Origin of the sequence: Streptomyces sp. NPDC018964, assembly GCF_044390325.1 — a bacterium.
Lineage (GTDB): Bacteria > Actinomycetota > Actinomycetes > Streptomycetales > Streptomycetaceae > Streptomyces.
Window position 1 is genome coordinate 73,171 of sequence record NZ_JBIRYZ010000014.1, and the last position, 20,708, is coordinate 93,878.

Genomic DNA, 20,708 nt, shown 5'->3' on the forward strand with positions numbered 1-20,708 from the left:
GCCCGCCTGTCGCCTCGCTGCTGTTACGGGGTGGTGGCCGGCGGTGTGGGCGTCTTCCCGCCGTTCAACGCGGTTTCTGTTCCCCCCAGTTCGAGGAGGAACGCCTCGGCCGTCACCTCGTCGAGATTGTGCTGCTGCGCCTTCCGCATCTTCGCGATGGTCTCGCGCAGAGACCTCTCCAGGTCGTCGACCATCGTCACGTGTGCGTTCAGCACACCGTCGACCGCCTTCGCGGCGTTCACCATGTTGGTGACGATCTTCTTTCCGCCGGTCTCGTCGTCCCCCGCCATGTTGCCGATGGCGAGCGGCACCGTGGCGTGCGCGACGTCGAACAGTGACTTGCGGTCGCCGTTCGAGGTGCGCAGATTGCGCAGGGCCGTCTTGTACTCACCGATCTCGTTGTCGATGAAGGACTGCATGGCCGTCGGATCCAGCGACGTGAGGTTGGTGGGCATGTCCTCTCCCCCTTCGGTGATCGTGCCGGACGTCCGGGCCGGCCCCGGAAAGGGAGGAGCCGGCCCGGATGCGCTCAGACCTTGATGCTGCCGATCATCTCGGCGTTCTGGTTGTTGGTGGTGACGTACGTGTTCGACACCTCTCCGAGGGCCTGGCCGTGGCTGCCGAGCGCGACACGCAGCTCGGCGACCTTGGCGTCCCACTGCCTCTGGACCGTGTCGTAGACCTGCTTGTCGGCACCGAACCACTGGCCCGCGATGGCGTTGAGCTGCCCCTCGAGCTCGGTGAGCACGGCCTCCATCCTGTTGATGTAGACGGTGACGTTCTCGGTGAACGCCCGCGCCTGCGAGTGCTCGATGTAGATACCCTCCGGCATGGAAGGCCTTCCTTTCTTGTCGGCCCGTCAGGGACGGTGGGGACGTCAGCCCATCAGGGTGGCGTAGACGGGGTGGTTGGCCTGGGCGTTGACCACTTCGGTGTTGCCGCTCTGGGCCTTGCCCGACGACGACATCGTGGTGGTGAGCGCGTCGATCAGCTCCTGGCACTTGCCGTGGATGTACTCCTCGCCACGGAGCCACTGGTCCAGCACACGCTGGTACATCTGGCCGTCCTCGCCCTGGTAGGACGTGGCCAGCGTGGCCTTCTCGCCCTGCACCTCCTGGGCGATGGCGACCAGCTTGTGCTGGGCGGCCTCGAGGCTCTGGATGGCGGTGTTGTACGTAGCGGTGGACGACTGCTGGAAAGTGGGGGGCGGTGTGCTCACGTTCACTCACCTTTCGCTGTTGGCTGGGCGGGGTCCGGTCGGGCCCCGCCGGGTCCGGCGGGATCAGCCGGACGGCTTGGTGCAGTCCGGTGTCCCCGTCGCACGGCTGCTGCTCGCCGCGGCCGCGGCACGCGACAGGTCGGGACCGGTGGGCAGCATGCGGAGCAGAGCGGCCGGGACGGCCTGCGCGTGTGCGCCGACCTCGTATCCGAGCGCCAGCGCCGAGTCCGCGTCACCGAGCCGGTACTTGATCCCGGTGTCGGTGACCAGGTAGACCGTGCTGCCGAGATTGCGGCCGGAGGCGCCCAGCACCCGCACGAGACTGCCGTGGGAGGCTGCCACCTGTACGGCGTCCACCGGGCTGCAGGGTTCGAGCGTGCCCGACGGTGTGCCGGACGGTGTGGCCGCCGGGCCGGCGTCGGGGGAGGCCGGGCCGAGCGTCAGCGCCACCCGTGTGCCGCGTTCGCCGTCGGGTGTCAGCCGGACGCACAGGCCCTGGCCGGTGCCCACGGTCTCCACACCAGGAGGGGAGGCCGGCAGGGCCTTCCCCGCCTCCCGCAGGGCGGCGGACGCGGCGTCCGAGGGCGCGCGCTCCGCCTCGGCCGCGCCGACGGGCAGGGGCAGCACCACCGCGGAGTCCTCACCGTACGCCTTCTCCCGGGTGCCGCGGTCGCCGAGCGCCAGGGCGGCCTGCATCGCGGTGACGGGCACCAGGCCTCGCCGGCCCAGCACGTAGTACTGCCGGCCGGCCCCGGGCGTGCGGACCTCGAAGACCATGCCGACCCTGGACGGCCGGCCGTCGAGTTCGGGTCCCGGCTCCCCGAGGCCCCCGATCTCGGGCGCGACCAGGTCCGGACCCGCCGGGAGGGCGTCGAGGAAGGCGGCCGACACGTTCATCGGCTCGGTGTTCGCGTAGCCGAGCGCGTCGAGCGCGGCCTGCCCGCCGACGACGCGGAAACGGTTGCCGCCGAGCACGAGCCAGGCCGTGGAGTCGTGACGCACCAGGACGCCCCGGTCCGGGGCGAGCGGCAGGCGCTCCTCCGGGGGATCGATGACCAGGGTCGTGACGGCCTCGCGTTCCCCGGAGACGGTGACACCCGTGGCGGCGCAGACCTCCCAGGGCCCGTCCGACAGGTCACCGGGGGCCGGCAGCGCGTCGGGCGCGCCCTCGATCCCCACGGCGGAACCGTGCGCCGTGCCGCGCAGGGAGGCGGCCGACACCTTCTGTATCTTCTCGCCGGAACCGGCGAGCAGCCGGGCCGAACTGTAGTTGCGTACGGCCCGCAGCGTCCCGTCGTAGAAGTAGCGGGTTCCCGTCTCCTTCTCCATCACGACCGTGCCGGGCTTCTTCCAGGCCGTCGCCCCTCCGGGGGAGACGAGCCCGTACACCAGGAAGCCGATCCCGAACAGCAGGGTCACGACCACCCCGATCAGCATGCCGCGATGGGTCCGCGCGACGGGCGTCTCCAATTCGTCGGGGTCCGCGCGCAGCAGACCGGACGTCAGCCGGGAGACGACGAACTGGTGGGCCTGTACCTGATCTCGTCGCGAGTGCATCCGTCCGCCCTCAGCCGTTCATCGCCCGGAGGCGGCCGTAGACGCCGAGCACCCAGCAGGCCGACGGCAGCAGGGCGATCGCCGTGGCCGACTGGAGCAGGTCGCCCGCCCGCCCCCAGTGCGGAATCACCCGCCGTCCCGGCAGCGACCACGCCATGACGCAGAAGCACACGGCCAGCGCCAGCAGACCGAGCGCCCCGGTGAGCACGGTGTCCCGGCCCGCCCGCACCGCGTGGACCGTGATCAGCAGCAGCACGCCCACCACGGCGGGCGTCACCAGGGCCAGCCGCTGCCACGCCGCTCCCAGGTTCCTGGAGTGCAGCACCAGCAGCAGGATCAGCAGCAGCGACGTCACGGTGGCCGGGGTGCCTCCGTCGGCCGTCAGTGCGGCCAGGCACAAGGCGCAGACGACCCCGGTGGCGATCAGGAAACCCGTGATCCACTGCTCGGTCGCCCGGCCGCGCTCGGCCACCGCCTCGCTGGTGTGCGGCTCGGTGCCCTCGTCCAACTGCCGGGCGTTGGTGGGGAGCGGGGGCAGGCGCAGCCCGGCGAGGGAGAAGGAGAGGGCGGGAACGTACGCCCCGAAGCCGACGAGGAGAACGCACACGGCGGCCGACGCCCGGAACGGGGTGGTGTCGAGCAGCAGCACGAAGGCGGCGGTGCAGGCGACCGACAGGTGCACCACACCGGTGGCCGCGAAGACCACGGGGTGCGAGGAGACGGCCGCGTAGGCGATCAGGGCGCCCACCGCGCCGGCCACGCCGGCGGCGAGGAGCGGGTACCCGAGGCCGGCCGCGTCATAGGCGGGTCCGGCGGTCAGGACGGCGCCGAAGAGCGCGAGGGCGAGGGTGCTCAGCACCCCGAGCAGCACCCCGCCGGCCCGGTCCTCCAGGAACCTGACGGCCGCGCTGCCCAGGGCGAGCGACAGCAGGGCGGCCCCCGCCAGCAGGGCCGCACGGGACGAGGCGTCACCCGGCAGCGCCAGCAGGACGAGGGAGACGGCCAGCGCGGCGGCACAGGAGAGTCTCAGCACCCAGCGGCCGAAGGCGGGGCTCCAGGCGTACGGCAGCCCGCCGACCACCTCGGAGAGGGCATCGACGATGTTGTCGAAACGCACCGGGGGCAGCGCCTCACCGGCGGGTCTGAGCAGGAGGGTCTCACCCTCCAGCAGGTTCAGCGACGCGGGGGTGAACTCGAGGTCGAGGGGCTCGCCGCCCATGCGCTGCAGTACCCAGCCGTCGTGTTCGATGCCGGTCTCTTCGAGGTCCTCCCCGGCATGGGACACGATGACGGGAAGCAGATCCGCCAGCGCCACGTCCGCGGGCACCGCGAGGTCCACGACCTTCTCCGGAGCTTTGACGGTCAGTCGGCAAAGCTCACCCACGGGGGCCTGGGTCATGTGCCTGCTCCAAGATCACTGACGTCGGATTACGGACCGACTGTGCCGTGCGGTTGACGACGAGTGCGCAGTGTCTGCTCCACGCGAACGATACACAACGTGGGCCACTCTTCAACCGTGTTATCTGTAACGGCACATCATGCCAGTCGAATGGTGGGCCGGCCAACACGCCCGTTCGGCGGCCCTCCCCGCGGACGTCCCCGATGAACCCGGGCGGCGACGAAACCCCCAAGTTACCGTGTGTGCCGCTCCGGTGACGGCATGTCACGTCGCACCCCGTCCTTTCCGTTTCCGCGGAATTTGCACATCGGTAACGGTGGCATCCGAAACTGATGACCGACACACGGCATGCGGCACACGATGCATGACTTTATGGCGACCCCATACTTTTCGTTTTCCCCGGCGGGTCTCCGCCCTTTCATCCGTGTCGAAGGGAGGTGATGGTGGTGGATCCGAAGTTGGCGACGTTTCTCGAGGTGGTGTTGGGGGTGCGGCCCGCGCAGGCGAAGGGGCGGCGGGTGGTGGATGAGGTGGTGGTGCCGCATGAGGTGCTGGTGGGGGTGTTGGAGGAGTTCGAGCGGTTCGCGGGGTTGGCGGGGCGGGGTGTGTCGGGTGCGGTGGAGGGGGAGTGGGGGGAGCGGTTCCGTGGGGTGATGCGGGCGTTCTCGGGGGGTGAGGGTTTGGAGTATGTGCGTGCTCTGGTGGCGGGGGCGGGGGAGTTGGCGTCGTTCGCGCGTGAGTATGCGGTGCAGGTGGAGAAGACGAATGCGTCGATCAAGTGGCATGCGTTGCGTCTGGTGGTGGAGATCGCGGCGGTGATGGCGCTGGCGTGGCTGAATCCGTTGGGTGCGTTGTTGCAGTTGTTGCGGTTGCAGGCGTTGTACCGGTTGTTGATGCAGAACATTTTGGCGCGGTTGTGGGTGTGGGTGGCGTCGCGTGCGGGTGCGTTGGTGGCGGCGGAGACGGTGTTGGGGGTGGCGATCGAGAAGTTCTCGTTGATGGAGGCGGGGGCGAAGGGGTTCCGTACGCGGCGGGAGAAGGAGTATCTGCGGCAGGCTGCGGTTTCGGGTGCGGTGGGGGGTGCGGTGGGGTGGGTGCTGCCGGCGGTGGGGGGTTCGCTGGTGGGTGGGGTGCGCCGGTGGATGCGGGGTGCGGGCGGGGGGCCGGGGGGCCGGTTTCTGGTGCGGGAGCTGGATGAGGCGGTGAGCGACGGGCCGCCGGTGTCCGGCCGCGCGGTGACATCGTCCACTACTTCCTCTGCTTCGTCGTCTGTTGTGTCGTCGTCCGCGGTGGCTGCGGCTGGTGGGCGGGGTGTGGTGGGGGCGGTGGGGTCGGCCGGTGGGCGTGCTGTGGTGGGGGGTGTGGGGGAGGGGGTGTCCGGGTCCTTCGGGCGGGGGTTTGCCGGGTCGGTGTGGCGGATGGCGGATGTGCTGGAGAAGTCGTGGCTGGCGCCGGGGGTGCGGGGGCGGCTGGTGGGGGAGTTCGTCGAGGAGACGGGGGCGCGGTTCGAGCGGCATCTGGCCGGCCAGGTGGGTGGGGCGAGGGCGGCGCGGGAGCTGGGGCGGGCGTGGGCGCGGAAGTTCACGGCCGATTACGGGCGTCGTGGTCTGGGCGATGGCCTGTACCGGTTGCTGGGGGACACCCCGCGGCCGTTGTCGGGTCGGGTGCGGGAGTTGTTGTCGCATCGGGTGGTGGGTTTCACGGCGCCGGGGTGGTGGTCCAAGGGTGCTCTGGTGGTGGGGGTGGGTGCGGGTGGTGGTGCGGGTGCGTCGGCGTTGGCGGAGGGGGCCGGCAACGCGGCGTTGGGGATGGGGTTCAGTGTGTCGGGGATGGGTGTGGCCAACGGTGCGGTGGGGGGTGCGCTGGAGACCGGCGGGGAGATGGGGGCACACGGCGCGGTCGGTCATCTGAAGGAGACCCACGACCCGTTCAAGACCCTCCCCGCACTCCAGCCCACCACCGAGACGCTCACGCCGAAGAGCGACACCGCGTCCGCGGCCGTCCGCGAACAGGCCCCGGGGACCACGCCGTACGTGTCGGCCGCGGAGCGCGTCTCACGCATCATGCTCGGCGAGGCGGGACCGCGTGAGTCCACCCCTGCCCCCGTCACCGTCTCCGCCCCGCTCCGGGTCGCGGCCCCCTGGTCCGCGCCGGCCGAGCCGGTCCACGTCCGCATGGCGTACACCTCGGACGCCATGGAGAGCGGCCTGCGGCGCGTGCTCTCCGACGACTCGCTGCACCGGTCACCGCTGCGTCACCGGGTGCTCGAGGCCCTCTCCGCCTGGACCGGAACCGGCGGATCCGACCGGTTGACGTCCGGGCCACCCGACGTATCCGTGCGGACGGTGTCCGGACCGACTGGCCCGGAACCGCACGGGTCGGCGGACGGACCGGCACGCGCGGACGGAAACAAGGAGGCCGCCGTCGTCCCGGCCCACGCGGCACCGGCCGACTCCGCGTCTCCCCGTCCCTCGCGCACCGACGCACCCGACGGCGGTGCGTCGGGACGGCGGGAGGGGGAACCGGAACCGGTGCCCGTCGTCGTCCCTCGCCCGGCCGACGACGGCACGTCCGGCACGGCGGCCGTCTCCGTGCGGGAGGGGACCGGTCCGGAGCCTTCCACGTCGGACCGGTTCGCCCGGTCCTCCGGGCGGCCCGTCCCGGAACCGTTCTCGCAGGAGCCTCGTGACCCCGCCGCGTATCCGCTCCACGCGGCGGGTCCGATGCCGGACCCGAACCCGCTGTCCACCCCGTACCCGGCTTCCTTGCCGGTGCAGGGCGAGAGGACGGCGCCGCCGGCCCCGCCCGCCACCTCGCTCCCTTCCGCCGGAGCCGCCCCGCAACGTGACCGGTCGCCCGGCGCGCACGGCCCGGAAACCGCCGACACCGACTCCGCCTCCTCCCCTGCGCCGCCGTCCCCTGCCACACCGTTGTCCTCCGCTGAGCCGCAACCGCCTGCCGCGCCGTCGTCTCCTGCCGCACCGTCGTCGTCCGCGGTGCCGCCGTCTCCTCCTGCACTGCCGTCTCCTCCTGCAGCGCTGTCCCCTGCCGTGCCGTCGTCGTCCGCCACACCGTCGTCGTCCGCGGTGCCGCCGTCCCCTGCCGCACCGCCGTCGTCTCCCGCACCGTCGTCTCCAGCCCAGCCGCCCCTCACCACCACCAGTGCTCCTCCCGCACTCCACGACGGCCTCACCGCGGCCGCCCGTCCCCAAGGACCCGGTCATGTACCGCCCACACGTCCCGGTGCCACCGTCCTGCACACCATTCCGGAGGACGACGCCGAGTCCACCGGCGCACGCCCCGTCCTGCCGGTGGACCATCGGGTCTCCGCGGAACAGCACCTCGCCCTGCACCGGCCGCCCCGCATCGACCCGACCGCGACACCCGCGCCCCGGCCCGGCACGGACACGATCCGCTTCGCCGACGGATCCCGGCTGCCCGTCTACATGAGCGGGGTCGCCGGCCTCCTTCCGGGGCTGCCCGGCGACGTCGTACAGCGTTCCTTCACCATGGGCCAGAGCGACCAGGTGCTGCGCGGCGCCGACCAGGTAGCCCGGGAGATCATCGGCAGGCTGGAGGGGGAGCACCGTCCGCAGCCGCCGCACCGGCGCGCGTCGGACGGCGCGGACGAACCGGATCTCCTGCACGAACTGCGACGGTCGCTGGAGCGCGCCCCGCACAGGTTCTTCGGGGACGGCGAGCGCGTCGTCTACCGGACCGCCGACGGCCGCACCGCCGTCCTGACGGTGGTCGCACGGCCCTACGGACACTGGAGCAGGTACGGCGCCGGATACGCCGATCCCGTGAAGACGGACACCATGCAGCGCAGCACCGTCACCACGGGCAGGACGGCCGTCAACAGCACCTCGGCGTCCTTGGTGCCCTCGGTACCGCTCGGCCCCGCCAAACAGATGGCCAACGGATGGGGCAAGGTGTTCTTCCGCACGTCCTGGGGGAAGCGCGCCCAGTACAGCCTGCAGAACCACACGGTCAACCAGACCGAGACCCGCGCCACCGACGGCTCGCACGTCCATCTGGACGACGTCTGGTACGAGGTGGCGGTCACCGGCCGTCCCCGAAACACCGGCTCGTTCCGGCAGCTTCGTTCGCGGACGGACGCCGCGGAACCCCCGGTCACCGCGTTCGGCTTCGCGGTGCGCGACGGCCTGCGGGTCCGTCTCGCCAAGAGCCTCACCGAGGACCGGCCCGCGGGCGGTGACCTGCCCGAGCGCGTGGATCTGGGGGGCAGGCCCGCCTACCGGCTCCAGAACACCGAGGCATGGGGCCCGGTGGCGCACATCAGGGACTGGGCGCTGGAACAGGCGAAGGTCTCACCGGAGTCGTCCGCCGGCCGGGTGCTCGCCGACTTCTTCTCCACCGACGGCTTCCACCGGATGAGCCGGACGCTGAACACCGGTCAGGTCACCACCCCGCCCCTGTTCCGGGACGAGGCGGGCCGCGCACCGCTCGGGGTCTTCACCGTGGAGGTGCGCTCCGGCGACGCGGTGCTCATCAGCGGCACCGCCGCCGCCGAACTGCGGGACATCACCCAGTCGACCCTCCGCAACGAGCGCGTGGTGGGATCGTCGCGGGCCGTGGAGATCGGCGCGGCGGCCGGACCGTCGTACCAGCTCTTCGGCCTGGAACAGGGGAAGTTCGACCTGCGGCTGCTCGCCGGGATCAACGCCCGGTACGGCAGTGCCCGCGGCCGTACCGCCGCGACCGGCGGAACCGGCGCGATCAAATTCGCCGGCCAGGCCAAGGGCGTCACCACCGGTCTCTACCTCGTACAGAAGACGATCACCATCACCGCTCCACCGGACACCAAGGCCCCGCTGCCGAGCCCCGGGGCCGAGGAGAACCGGCCCGGCAAGCTGCGCAAGAACCCACCGCAGCGGTGGAGCGCCGCACCACGGAAGGAGACGTTCCAGACCTGGGCCGTGGAGCGGATGCCCCAAAGCGAGATCCGTCGGCTGGCCGGACTCGACCGTGATCCGCCGCTCGGGCCGGAACCCGCCGTCCCGCCCTACCTCGCCGCGGACGACCCGGCCACCTTGGGCATGGCCCGGCCGGAGGCGTTCACCTTCGCGGACGGTTCGTTCACCCGCACCGTCGACGGACGGGAACGCACCTTCCCCGAGCACCTCGCCGACCGCGTTCTGGAGGAGATCGGGCGGGCCTACCCCGGCATGGTGGCCCCGCTCCACGAGCTGAACCCGGACGACCCGCGCTGGCGCGACCCGGACCACTTCCAGATGGCGTTGGCCAACACCCTGGAAGTGCTCAACACCCTCACCCACCACGGCCTGGCGGGACACCTCCCCGCCATGATGACGACCGGGCTGCGGATCCCGCTGGTGGACTCCCGTTCCGCCACCCGTGCCATGAGGTACGTCTGGATCGACGCCCGGCTGACCGGCCGGCGCTTCGAAGGCCGGCAGGAGGGTCTGCGGCTGCGCTTCAGCGCGCCCGGAAGCGAGACGCTGAGCGGACGACAGAGCGCGAGCCGGGGCCTGTACGGGGGTGTCGAGGGGCTGCTGTCCCTGCGTGACACCGGCACCGACGGCATAGGCGGGCCCCTGCGGGCGGGCACGGCCTCGGTCGGCGGCCACTACGGCGTGCGGAGCGAATCGGAGAGCGAGTACGGTCCGGGCGTGCAGCACGAGGCGCTGGCCATCAGCGGCTCGGGCGCGCACCTCTACAGCTACGAACTCACGCTGACGGCGCGACGGGGCGGCTTCTGGCGCTTCCGCAGCCTGCTGCGGGGGCCGCTCCTGCTGAACCTGCTGGGCACCCAGCCGTTCGTCTTCCGGGAACGGGAGACCGCCCTCTTCCCCCCCGTCCACGACCCGGCCACCGGCCGCGCCCCGGACGGGACACCGGCCCCCGCCGGCAGGGACGCCACGCCGGTCGGCCGTGTGCTGATCAGCATCCCGCAGGAGCACACGCCCGCCCGGACGGTGAGCCGCGAGCCGCATCCGGTCCACGGCGTGCCGCTGCCCGTCCCCGAACGGGTCGCCCGCGACCTCGCGCTGGCCACCCCCGCCCTGCTGGACCAGGCCGCGCGCCGGCACCGGCCCGCCCACCACAACCACCCCGTCCTCACGCTCGCAGTCGTCCCCCACAGCGGTCTCACCGAAGCGGTGGCACAGGTGGTGCGGGAGGCGTCCGCGGGTTCCTGGCTGATGACGCAGTACGGGGCTCCCGCGCACGACGCGGCGACGAACGTCTTCCAGAGCCCCTATCTGACCGCCAACTTCGACCAGACCTCGTCACCGACGGGCTGGCGGGCGTCCGGTCTGTGGGCCAAGGCCGCCTACCTGAACCGTTCCTCCGTCATCGCCCACCGCACCAGGATCCTTCCGCACAGCCTCACCGCCGTGACCGCTCCGGTCGCGGTGGACACCGAGAACACGCTGAGCGGCATGATGCAGGCCGCCGGACGCGCCGGCCGCACCAGCACCGTCTTCCTGGGCGGCCAGTTGGTCTTCCTGAACTCCCACGGCAACGGGCACGGACCGACGGGCAGATACGGACTGGTCCTCAGTCCGTACACGCGTAACGCGTCGCAATTCCTCGTCGTCTCACGGACCGCCGCGGCGGAGGTCACCCGCAGCGACTCGAACCGCCAGGTGCTGGTGACCGGTGACGTGCTGCACGAGGTCGCCGCCGCGTCCACCACCGTCGGCCGGCGGGCGGGCGGATGGCGGCACACCCCCCGGTCGTTCGCCTCGGCGGCGGGCCGCCGCGTCCTGGTACCCGGCGGATGGGTGGGCCACATACCGGAGAAAAGCGCCTACCGGCTGGGCCTGCTCACCGACCGCTGGGGCGACGTACCGCGCTACACCCGGCGGACGTGGTCGCCCCTGCCGTGGCTGTCCGAGCACCCGTTCGGCGGTTTTCCCGTCAACTCGCTGGACTCGGCTGCCGTTCTGCGCGACTTCGACCGGAGGCTGCGACCGCTCGGCCTCACTGAACGGGACCGCGACAGCGTCCACCGTCTGGTGTCCGACCGGGCGCTCCGTGCCCTGGGCAGGGAGCTGGTCGGTCCCGGCGCCTCCGTGCCCGCGCGCATCGGACGCTGGGGCTCGCAGAGCCTGCGGGTGTGGATCGGCGAACGGCAAGTGAGAGTACGGGCGGAACTCGTCCCCGTTCGCCTGCCTCCCGGCACGGAGAGCACCGAGGACGGCCGGGCGGGCTTCGGCGGTATGGACCACAGCGTCGAACTGGACGAACAGCGGCACGCCGTGGAGACGGTGCAGGAAGGCAGCAGCCACTCCTCCGGATTCAGCGTCGGCACGGTGCTGGCCGAAGGCCTGCACACCACGGACCCCGTGGTCAAGTCCGCCGGACCGGTCTGGTCGGAGGTCGGCACCAGCCGCCGGCACACGGCACGGCGCCGTACGGAGGGCAGCGTGCGCATCGCCAGCGTCACGACGACCCAGGCACACGGCGAGTACGTCACCCGGTACCGGCTCCGCCTGACACTGGAGATCACCGACAGCGGCGGGACCGGGGACCCGCGGCCGGGCGACGCCGAAGCGGGCACGACCGTCACGGCCGCCCCGGGCGGACACGCCGAACGGTCCGCGCACCGTACGGACGAGTGGTGGCGGCAGTGGACGGGCCGCCGCCACCACACGATCAGTGTCGAGGGCGATGTGGGCCTCCTGGTGGAGCACTACCCTCTCAGCCTCATGCGCCCCGACCCGCAGGCGGAGCCGGGTCCGCGCACGCTGGCACCGCCCGTCCCCCACGAGCCCGGGACGCCCCGCCACGTCGACGTCCCGCGCACGATGGGCGCCGGCGGCTGGCACGACGTCCGGCATCCCGCGGACGGCGGACTCAGGCCGTTCGAACTGCCCGAGGACGGGTTCAAGGTCCGTCGCATCGTAGGACTCGAGCAGCTCCGCACCGCCAATGCGATGGCGCTGGCCTCCGCCTACGACCCGGCCCTCACGGCGGCCACCGAGGCGGACGGCACGCTGCCCGCCCAGGCCCTGGACACCCCCCTGACCCGGGCCGGCACCGGCGCCGCGCAGAGTCTGGAGGACGGTTCCGGCAACGGGGCCCTCACCGCGTTCTACGACCGCACGCTGACCGCCGACGGGTACGCGCTGCCGGGACTGGCCGACCGCGGATTCCTGCACGGTGCGGACGCCGACCTGCGGATGTACTCCAGGCCCGACTTCGCCGGCGCACGGCTGCTCGCCGTCGCCGACGGCGTGAAGCACGAGGCCCCCCGGCGGGACCTGCGCGGTGCCGGTACGTCCGTCACCCGCGAGGGCACCACCGAGTCCGCGCTCGGCGGAGGCCCGGTCGTCTCCTCGCAGAGCATGGGAGCGAGCCAGATGGGCGTTTCCGGCCCCGGGGACCACACCACCGACTCGGAGGCACTGGTCTCCTCCGACGACCGGCTCCGTTCGGTCAACGTCAAGACCCAGAAGACCCGTACGTTCCTGTTCGCGATCCCCACCACCTGGCTCAGCGTCGCCGCGGTCTCCCACCAGGTCTGGGACACCGCGGTGGCACAGGCGCTGCGCGGCACCTTCGGCGGTCCCGCCCACGGACCGCGGGCCGTGCAGACGGACACGTCCGTCATCGCCTGGGTCCGCGAGGACGTCGCGTACGGTCTGGGGCTGATCGACGACGTCCGGTTCCCGGCGCGGTCGGCCGCCGCATGGGACGCGGTCACCAGGGCGGACAAGGAGTGGACGGCCGCGGACAAGAAGTACTGGGAGCTTCGCCGCGGAGAGGGCGCCGCGCGGGAGAGGGAACTGGCCGACGCCGAGGCCGCCGTGGCCACGCTCGTCGCCGGCCCGGCCAGGGAGCGGTCACCGGGGCCGGGGAACGCGGAGGGATCCTCCCGGAGCGGCACGGCGGAACGCCGTACGAACGACGGGAACGGGCCCGTGGACGCGCGGGCCGGGGAGGCGAGGACCGCGGCCCTCGCGGAGGCCCGCGCCGCACTCGGGGCCGCGCGCCGCAGGAGTGACGAGTTCGCGGCCGTGCTGCGCACCGCGCGTGCCGCCGCGGAGGCCCTCGCCGAGGAGTACGCCCGCGTCCGGGAGGCCGCCGACCTCCTCACCCACTGGCACTTCCTCAACGGCACCCCCGAGGGCCGCCGGCTCCTCGCCTCCGTGCCCGAACCGCCCGAGGTCGTCTTCACCCCGCCCCCGGACCGCTGAGCGGACCGTCGGCTCCTTCCCGTACGGGACTTCGGGGAACGGCGGCCGGTCCGCCGTCAGCTGGGCGCGGACCAGAGCTCCGGTCCGAAGACCTCGTACCGTATGGCGGCCGGCGCCAGACCGGCCCGGACGAGGGCCGCACGAGTGCGGACGAGGAAGGACGTGGGGCCGCAGAGGTAGGCCACGGTGCCGGGCGGCAGGGACAGGCCGGAGAAGTCGACGGGCGGCCGGCGGGCGCCCGCCGGGGCACACTCGAGATCGTCGTACACCAGGAGACCGCGTCCGGCCGGCAGCCGCTCCAGGGCGTCCTCCATCTCGAAGCGGTGGGGGTGGTGGAGGGCCCCGCGGTCGACGTGGACGTGTGTCACGGATCTGCCGGAGTTCTCCCGCGCGAGATGCCCGATCATGCTGACGAACGGTGTGATGCCCACTCCGTACGACACGAACAGCAGTGGGTTGTCGCCCCCGTCGAGGGTCACCTCGCCGCAGGGCGGTGACAGCAGGAGCCGGGTGCCGAGAACCGCCGTGTGATGCAGGTACGCCGACACCTCGCCCGCCGGCCGGCCCGGCCGGTCCAGGAGCTCCACCGTGATGCGCAGGCGCTTGGCGCCGGGCGCGCAGGACACGCTGTACTGGCGGATCTGGAAGGAGTCGTCGTCGACCGGGACGGCCACACTGACGTACTGCCCGGGGAGGAAGTCGTCGGCGGGCCACTCGTCGGCGGGTTCGAGGAGCAGCGACACGATGCCGTGCGCCTCGGTGGTGCGCTGCACCACCCGCCACGACCGCCAGTGCCGGCCCGCCTCGATCCCCAGCCGCGCGCCGAGTTCGGCCTCTCTGCGCACGAGGGCGTCGGCCATGATCCAGTAGACCTCGCTCCAGCCGGCGATGAGGCGCTCGGTGGCCTCGCCGCCCAGCACGGTCCGGAAGGCCGTCATCAGATGGTGGTGGATGAGCTCGTACTGCTCGGGGGTGACACCGACGGACACGTGTTTGTGCGCGATGCGTTCCAGTACCGTCCGCACCTCGATGTAGGGCCGGTGGACGAGGAGCGCGGCGAAGCCCGCCAGTCCGTTCGCCAGTGCGGCCTGCTGCTCCCCGGTCGCCTGGTTGCCCCGGTTGAAGAGCCGGTGCAGCAGGTCCGGCCGCTCCCTGAAGAGGGAGGCGTACGATTCCGCGGCGATCTGCCGGATCGCCTGACCGACCATGTGCAGGCTCTCGGCGACGGCGTCCCGTGCCGCCGCGGAGAGCCCGGGGGCCTCGGGCGTCACGGGGACTGCCTGCCCGGGGCCGGTACCGTCCTCACCGAGGCGCGCGCACGTCGCCGGCGTCGGCGAGGGGCGGGGCCCGCTGTCAGTGGAGGCATGACTCGCTCTTTCGCGTCGAACCACCCGACTTGTCGGGCCACAATGTACACGGAGGTACATGGTGTTTCCCCAGGGATGCTCTCGGTGCACGGACCCGATGCACAACGATGTGCCGCAGTGACTCCTCGGCGGCCTCTTTGTTCGAGCGGCTGTCGCCCGGCGTGTTCTCGGCGGCGAGGGACGGGGACGTGACGTCTTCCGCGCCGGGCGGTCCCGGACCGCCGGGACGCACGGCTCCCCGGGACACCGTGAACGGGGGACGAAGGCATCCTGGACTCGGCGCGGAGGTCCCGCACGGCCGGGCAGGACGGTCAGGGACGGCGCCGTGCGCCCGCGGGGGCCGTCCGAGCCCCCGCCGCTCTCTCCCCGCGGCGTTCCCGGCGCCCGGTCTCCGCCCCGCACATGCTCCGGACGGGGCGGAGACCTCCCGGCGCTCACACGGCGATGCATGGCCGCGCGGTGCCTGCCACAGCCCCCCACGAGCCGGGCAGCGGCCGGTTTCACTCCTGCGCAACCATAGCAACATTCGTTGCCGCATTGCCACTGTTCGGTGTCAACTCGAGGCCGGTCCGGAGACCGCGCCCGCGCCGCCGTCCGGTCCGGCGGACGGGCACGGCACGTCACATGCGGAAGCTGTACTGCGGCCCGGCGTCGAGCCACGAGTGGAAGTTCTCCGCGGGCTCGACGTACGAGCGCCCCGTGCAGTCCGTCGTCGCGTAGAAGCGCACCGGCCCGTCGGTCATGTTGATGGCGGCGAGAACCCCGAACGGCACGGTGACGCACTCGGTGTCGACGTCCTCGTAGAGGGCCGTGCGGCCGTTGAAGTACGCCGAGTCGTGCACGCACACGTTGCCGGAGGTGAGGCACCGGGCGTCCCAGTTCTCCACGAACGTCGGACCGGACGTCGCGGAGGCGGGGCTCGCGGACGACGCCAGGGCCACCGCGGCCACCGCGCCGACGACAGCCGCACCTCCCCTGCGCACGATACGGATCATGGCATGCCTCTTTCTGTGGTGGGACGGGTGGGCCGGCTCTAGCTTGTACGCGGCACACCATGTTGGTCAACATTCAATTAATCACACTTCTTTCGGCCGTCCGCCCCTGTCCCCCACGGCATCGCGGACCGGGGCCTACGGGCCCCGCTCATGACGCCAATTGTGCCTGTGTGACTTCCTGGTCCCGGTCGGTACGGGGTGATGGGCTTGTTCCCCGACGGACGCGGCCTCTTCTCGCACGGTGTCTCAACGTGTGGGCCGCGGCCGGCCCACAGGACACACGGCGGCGATCACGCCCCGGCGCTCAGGAGGTCTGCCAATGCCCCGGCCGAATGCGTGCGGAAGCTCCCCGACCGCACCGCTCCCCGATCCACGCCCTCGGGCCGCGTCCCCGGACGACCTCAGCACCCTCGGTGCGCGAGCCGCGACGGAGCAGGACGCATGACGGCTCCGGCAGAGGTACGGGAGCAGGAGACCGCACCCGGTGAACGCGCATCGGGTGTGACAGCCGCCGGCCCGCTCGACGACGCGGCCGAGACCTTCATGCTGCTGCGCGGGCGGCTGTTCGCCGTCGCCTACCGCGTCCTGGGCAACGTCGCCGAGGCCGACGACGCCGTGCAGGAAGTATGGGTGCGGTGGCAGAACGCCGACCGTTCCGGGGTCCTCAACCCGGCTGCCTACCTCATCAGTGTGACCACCCGGCTGGCCATCAACGTCGCCCGGTCCGCGCGGGCGCGCCACGAGATCCCCGCCGAGCCCTGGCAGTGCCCCGTCGTCGTCGGATCCGCCGGTGACCCGGAGGCCGAGGCGGAGCGTGCGGAACAGCTCGAGCTCGCGGTCGGACTGCTGCTGCACCGGCTCACCCCGCGCCAACGGGCCGCCTTCGTCCTGCGGGAGGTGTTCGACTACCCCTACGACGACATCACCGCGTTCCTCGGGATCAGCAGGGTCAACGCGCGGCAGCTCGTCAACCGTGCCCGCAAGCGGCTCTGCGCCGAGCCGCCGGAACCGGTCCCCGCCGCCGGAACCGCCGGCTTCCTGGAGGCCTTCACCATCGCCGCCCAGACCGGCTCGTTCGCGGCCCTGGAGAGCGTGCTCACCGAGGAGGCCGACGTCCCCGAGGGCGGGAGCGAACCGGCCGGCGGGGACCGGCGGTGAGTCCGGGCCGTCCGGTCCGTGTGCCCGGAACCCCGCGCGGGGGACCTCCTCACCTCTTCGTGGCGGGGGCACCGGGCCTCGCCGCGAGGCGGTAATGGTCCCGGACCAGGGCGACCACGAGCGCGGCGGTCCGGTCGAGATGGCTGGTGCCGTCGGGCAGGAGAGCCGTCGGGCTGATGTAACTGCGCGGTCCGACATGGGTGGCCGGATCGAGCGTGTGCACGGTGATCCTTCCGGCGCGGGCGGCCCGGTTCCATCCGCTGGTCCGCCACAGCCGCCGGCGTTGCGGGAAGATCCAGGTGCCGACCCGCTCGACCCGGTCGCTCGCGCTGGTCAGCCGGTGCAGGTGCGCGGCGTCCGTCAGGTCGTTGGCGCCGTTGTGGAAGCCGCCGAGCGTGATCAGCAGCGGCGGAGTGCCGAGCAGGGCGCGCAGGGTGCCGGCGGCTCCGGTGGCGACCTGCGCGCCACCGCTGTAGCTGAGGAGCACCACGGGGACGCCGCTGCCGGGCCGGTAACCGGCGAGCCGCAGCTGGCCGGCGATCTGCGAGCCGACGGCCCGGTTGTACAGGGGCCGGTACCGGTGGTCGGCGGCGACGAAGATCTGCATCACGTTGTGCAGGAACAGCAGCAGTCCGGCTCGCCGCCGCAGCCGTGCCCACACCGGCCTCTCCGCGAGCGGCGCGGCCAGCGGCGAATAGGGCTGCACCTGGCCGAGCACTCGCAGCTCGGGGGCGCCGGCGAGCAACGCCTTGACCAGTGCGCCCCCGTCGCGGCTGTCACGGACGCGGCGCTTGCCGATGCCGTCCAGGTAGACCAGGTAAGCGGCCGGCGGGGCGTCCGCGGCGGCACCCCGGGCATAGGGCACCCCCTCGGGCAGCGCCGCGACGGGCGTCCGCCAGCCGGCACCGTAGGCGAGCACCTCGTAGCGCGCCAGCAGGCCCTCCGCCAGCAGGGCCGGCCCGAGCACCAGGACGGTGAGTACGAACCCGTTCACGTGACCTCCTCCGGACGCCGCGCGCCGCCGAACACCACCACCACGCGCCGGACGGCCTCGACGCTCACGGCCAGTCCGGCCCCGGCCACGGCCGTGCAGCCCGCGGCGCTCCACCAGCCCACGCCCGTCGTGTCGGCCAGCGGGCCGGACAGGCCGGCTCCGACACCGAGGAAGAGAAGCAGGTGCAGCGCGGGACCGATCAGCGGCATGGCGAGTACGGCGGCCAACAGCAACGGGGCCACCGATGAGGGGGTCCAGACCAGGGTGGCCGCACCGGAGGGCGCGGCGGAGGGCAGCAACTGGGCGAGCGCCTTCGCGGTGAGCGGCCAGAGCGTGAGGACGGCGGCCTCCACCATGCCTCCCACCAGCAGGATGCCGAGCCCGAAGGGCCGGGAGAGACCGGACCGGCGCGCGACGAGGGGAAGGATGCGCCCCGCGGCCTCGGACAGACCGGCCGCGAACAGCAGCACGAGCGTGACGAGGGACATGGTCAACGCCCCCGTCCCCGTCCCCGGCCCGGGGACACCGGGACACCGGGCGCTCCGGCCCGGCGCAGGTGGCGCTCCAGCTCGTCGGCGGCCCGCGCGAAGCCGCCGGCCGCCCGCTGGGCGTCGCGCAGCCCCTCGGCGGCGGTGCGGAAACCGGGATCCTGGAGGACGCGCCGGGCGAGGCCGCGCACCCGCTCCACGGTGGCGTCCTCGGTACGGACCGTGAGGCCCGCACCGAGTTCGGCGACCCGCCGGGCCACCAGCGGCTGGTCGGCGCCCTGGGGGATCACGAGCATGGGAACACCGGCGTACAGGGCCTCATTGACACTGTTCATCCCCCCGTGCGTCACGAACAGCGCGGTACGGGAGAGCAGGTGCGGCTGCGGCACGGACCGGAGAGCGAGCACGTTGGCCGGCAGTGACCCCAGCTCGGCGGGGTCGGTGTGACCGGTGGAGACCACCACCGTCCCGCCGAGCGGGGCGAGAGCGGTCGCCAGGGTCCGCAGCAGCCACGGCCGGGTGTCGAACACCGTGCCCAGCGACGCGTACAGCACCGGGCCGCGCAACCGGTCGACGGGGAACGACGGGTCGTGCGGGCGGGCCCCGATGCTCGGGCCGACGAACCGGAAGGACCGGTCGAAGGTCTCGGCACCCGGCTGGAACTCCCGTGAGGTGTAGACCAGATTGAGCGGCTGCCGGATGTCCGCCAGGTCCAGCAGCGGCACCCCGCGCGTGTCGAAGCGGCGGCGCAGCCTGACGCGCGACCGGAGGTAGCCCGCCGCGCTGCGGGGGCGGCGCACCGCGGCACCGAGCAGGTCCCGGGAGGGACGGCTCGGGCTGGGGACGTACCGGTTGAACGCGAACGTGGTGAAGGAGGACACCGCGGGCACCGCGAGTTCCCGCGCGGCCACCGCGCCCCACAGGCACGCGGAGTCGTGCACGACGAGGTCGGGCCGTATGCGGCGCAGCTCGTCGAGGAGCGGGGGCAGGATCCCGAGGGAGCCGGCCGCCAGCCCCCTCATCAGGACGAGCGGAACCGGCGGATCGGGCAGGGGCATGTCACCCCCCGGTGTCAGGCGCACGTCCGCCCCGGTGGCCGCGATCTCCTCGGAGAAGGCGGGAGAGGTGTGATACGTGACCCGGTGGCCGCGCCGCACCAGTTCGGCCACGATCGGGAGCGTGGGATTGATGTGTCCGTGCATGGCGATGCCGAGGAAGGCCACGGTGCTCATCGGCCCGCCCCCGCCCGCCGCGGTGATCCCCCGCCAACGATGTCCGGTTCTCCTCGCACTGCTGTCTCCCTCCTCGGCGCCCGGTGAGCGGCGGGCGACACGGCCCGCACCCCTATGGAGCGCGAAACCGCCCGTGCTGTGACACGCCGGGGTGCCCGTACGGCGGCGGACGGCGTACGAGGCTCCCGGCACAGGCGAACGCCGTGCTTCCGTCACACTCCGTGGCACCCGCCGGAGGAAGTGAGTGTCATCTCGACGACCGGGCTGAACACCCGGGGCGCGACGGCCCCCAGTGCCTTGCCTATCCTGACCATCCGCACGTTGGTGCCGCCCGCCACGATCACGACGCTGCGCAGACCACGGGCCAGGGAGTGGGACAGCGCGGCACGGGTGAGCTGTGTGCCGAGCCGCTGCCCCTGCCAGCCGTCCTCGACGAGAATCCCCAGTTCACCGGTGGTGCGATCACCGGTGTCGGCATGGAGGACATGACTGACCGCGATGACGCGGCCGGGGTCCTCCTCGGGAGCGCTCACCCAGGTCCAGCCGGCCGCCGGGTCGACCAGGTGGCGCCATTCCGGCAGACGGATGTCCCGGCGTCCCGACAGGTACCTGCTGTGGAGCGATTCCGGCGAGCACCGGGCGTGCAGCGCCCCGACCGCCGGATAGTCGCCTTCCACCGCGAGGCGCGTGACGACCCGGTGCCCCGCGGAGGTCAGGATCGGCCGAAGCGTCCACCGCCGGTGGGGGGACGGCGTGTCCTGGAGCGGAGCTTGAGTGAGCATGGCGAGTCTTCCTGGTTCCGTTCGCGCGGCCGGTCCTGGCGAATCGGGAGGCATGCGGCCCCGCGGGGCGCGAGGCCACGGGAGATCCGATCCGACGACACAGCGCAGGGTGTCTCCGTTGGGCGGCATTCATGGGGGGAGCGCGGCCGATCGAACGATCCGACCGGTCCGTCCCCGTGATCGGAAGCTACCAGCGCGCGGAAGGCAGGGCTCGCGCGGTGGCCCGCGGATGTCATCGTCCGTCAAAAAGGTGTCGTCACACGTCAAACGGATGGGGTGAGGGAAGACACCCCGTCCCGTGCCCGTGCCCGGGGCCGTTCCCCGCTTCG

14 protein-coding genes are annotated in these 20,708 nt (G+C 72.6%); 2 read left to right on the top strand and 12 right to left on the bottom strand.

Annotated elements, in window-relative coordinates:
- Positions 1-23 precede the first annotated feature (23 nt).
- The 6 genes from ACH5AO_RS23590 to ACH5AO_RS23615 all read right to left on the bottom strand — a co-directional run bounded on the left by ACH5AO_RS23590 (position 24) and on the right by ACH5AO_RS23615 (position 5,424).
- Entirely contained in the window at positions 24-455 is a 432-nt protein-coding gene (locus tag ACH5AO_RS23590) for a type VII secretion system-associated protein (RefSeq protein ID WP_398927702.1), read from the bottom strand.
- Between the two features lie 74 nt (positions 456-529).
- A complete protein-coding gene (locus ACH5AO_RS23595; RefSeq protein WP_210978030.1) occupies positions 530-832 on the bottom strand; it encodes a WXG100 family type VII secretion target in 303 nt (100 codons plus the stop codon).
- Positions 833-877: 45 nt separating this feature from the next.
- Positions 878-1,219, bottom strand: coding sequence for a hypothetical protein (locus tag ACH5AO_RS23600; protein WP_398927705.1), 342 nt, complete (start codon positions 1,217-1,219; stop codon positions 878-880).
- A gap of 63 nt (positions 1,220-1,282) precedes the next feature.
- On the bottom strand, positions 1,283-2,776 hold the full coding sequence (gene eccB / locus ACH5AO_RS23605) for a type VII secretion protein EccB (protein WP_398927707.1): 1,494 nt from the start codon (positions 2,774-2,776) through the stop codon (positions 1,283-1,285).
- Positions 2,777-2,786: 10 nt separating this feature from the next.
- The gene (gene eccD / locus ACH5AO_RS23610; protein WP_398927709.1) at positions 2,787-4,175 is read right to left on the bottom strand and encodes a type VII secretion integral membrane protein EccD; all 1,389 of its coding nucleotides are present in this window, start codon (positions 4,173-4,175) and stop codon (positions 2,787-2,789) included.
- Positions 4,176-4,593: 418 nt separating this feature from the next.
- Complete coding sequence (locus ACH5AO_RS23615; RefSeq protein WP_398927711.1) at positions 4,594-5,424, bottom strand: hypothetical protein; 831 nt, start codon at positions 5,422-5,424, stop codon at positions 4,594-4,596.
- A gap of 169 nt (positions 5,425-5,593) precedes the next feature.
- Here ACH5AO_RS23615 and ACH5AO_RS23620 point away from each other — a divergent pair, with 169 nt between their 5' ends.
- Positions 5,594-13,363 (top strand): hypothetical protein, encoded by a 7,770-nt coding sequence (locus ACH5AO_RS23620; protein ID WP_398927713.1) that lies wholly within the window; start codon positions 5,594-5,596, stop codon positions 13,361-13,363.
- 56 nt (positions 13,364-13,419) lie between these two features.
- Here ACH5AO_RS23620 and ACH5AO_RS23625 read toward each other — a convergent pair whose 3' ends face one another.
- Positions 13,420-14,634: a globin domain-containing protein gene (locus ACH5AO_RS23625; RefSeq protein ID WP_398927715.1), complete on the bottom strand. Its 1,215-nt coding sequence runs from the start codon at positions 14,632-14,634 to the stop codon at positions 13,420-13,422.
- A gap of 716 nt (positions 14,635-15,350) precedes the next feature.
- Positions 15,351-15,725, bottom strand: coding sequence for a hypothetical protein (locus tag ACH5AO_RS23630; protein WP_398927717.1), 375 nt, complete (start codon positions 15,723-15,725; stop codon positions 15,351-15,353).
- A gap of 441 nt (positions 15,726-16,166) precedes the next feature.
- On the opposite strand from ACH5AO_RS23630, the gene ACH5AO_RS23635 reads away from it, so the two are divergent.
- Positions 16,167-16,883 (top strand): sigma-70 family RNA polymerase sigma factor, encoded by a 717-nt coding sequence (locus tag ACH5AO_RS23635; protein WP_398927719.1) that lies wholly within the window; start codon positions 16,167-16,169, stop codon positions 16,881-16,883.
- Positions 16,884-16,932: 49 nt separating this feature from the next.
- Here ACH5AO_RS23635 and ACH5AO_RS23640 read toward each other — a convergent pair whose 3' ends face one another.
- From ACH5AO_RS23640 to ACH5AO_RS23655, 4 genes are all read right to left on the bottom strand, one after another.
- Positions 16,933-17,877 carry a hypothetical protein gene (locus ACH5AO_RS23640; RefSeq protein ID WP_398927721.1) on the bottom strand — a complete coding sequence of 315 codons (945 nt, stop codon included), beginning with the start codon at positions 17,875-17,877 and terminating at the stop codon, positions 16,933-16,935.
- A complete protein-coding gene (locus tag ACH5AO_RS23645) occupies positions 17,874-18,365 on the bottom strand; it encodes a hypothetical protein (protein WP_398927723.1) in 492 nt (163 codons plus the stop codon). The genes ACH5AO_RS23640 and ACH5AO_RS23645 overlap by 4 nt, the downstream gene beginning before the upstream one ends.
- Before the next feature lie 2 nt (positions 18,366-18,367).
- Entirely contained in the window at positions 18,368-19,597 is a 1,230-nt protein-coding gene (locus ACH5AO_RS23650; protein WP_398927725.1) for a macrolide family glycosyltransferase, read from the bottom strand.
- A 212-nt stretch (positions 19,598-19,809) separates the two neighbouring features.
- Entirely contained in the window at positions 19,810-20,379 is a 570-nt protein-coding gene (locus ACH5AO_RS23655) for a GNAT family N-acetyltransferase (protein ID WP_398927727.1), read from the bottom strand.
- Between the last annotated feature and the right edge of the window lie 329 nt (positions 20,380-20,708).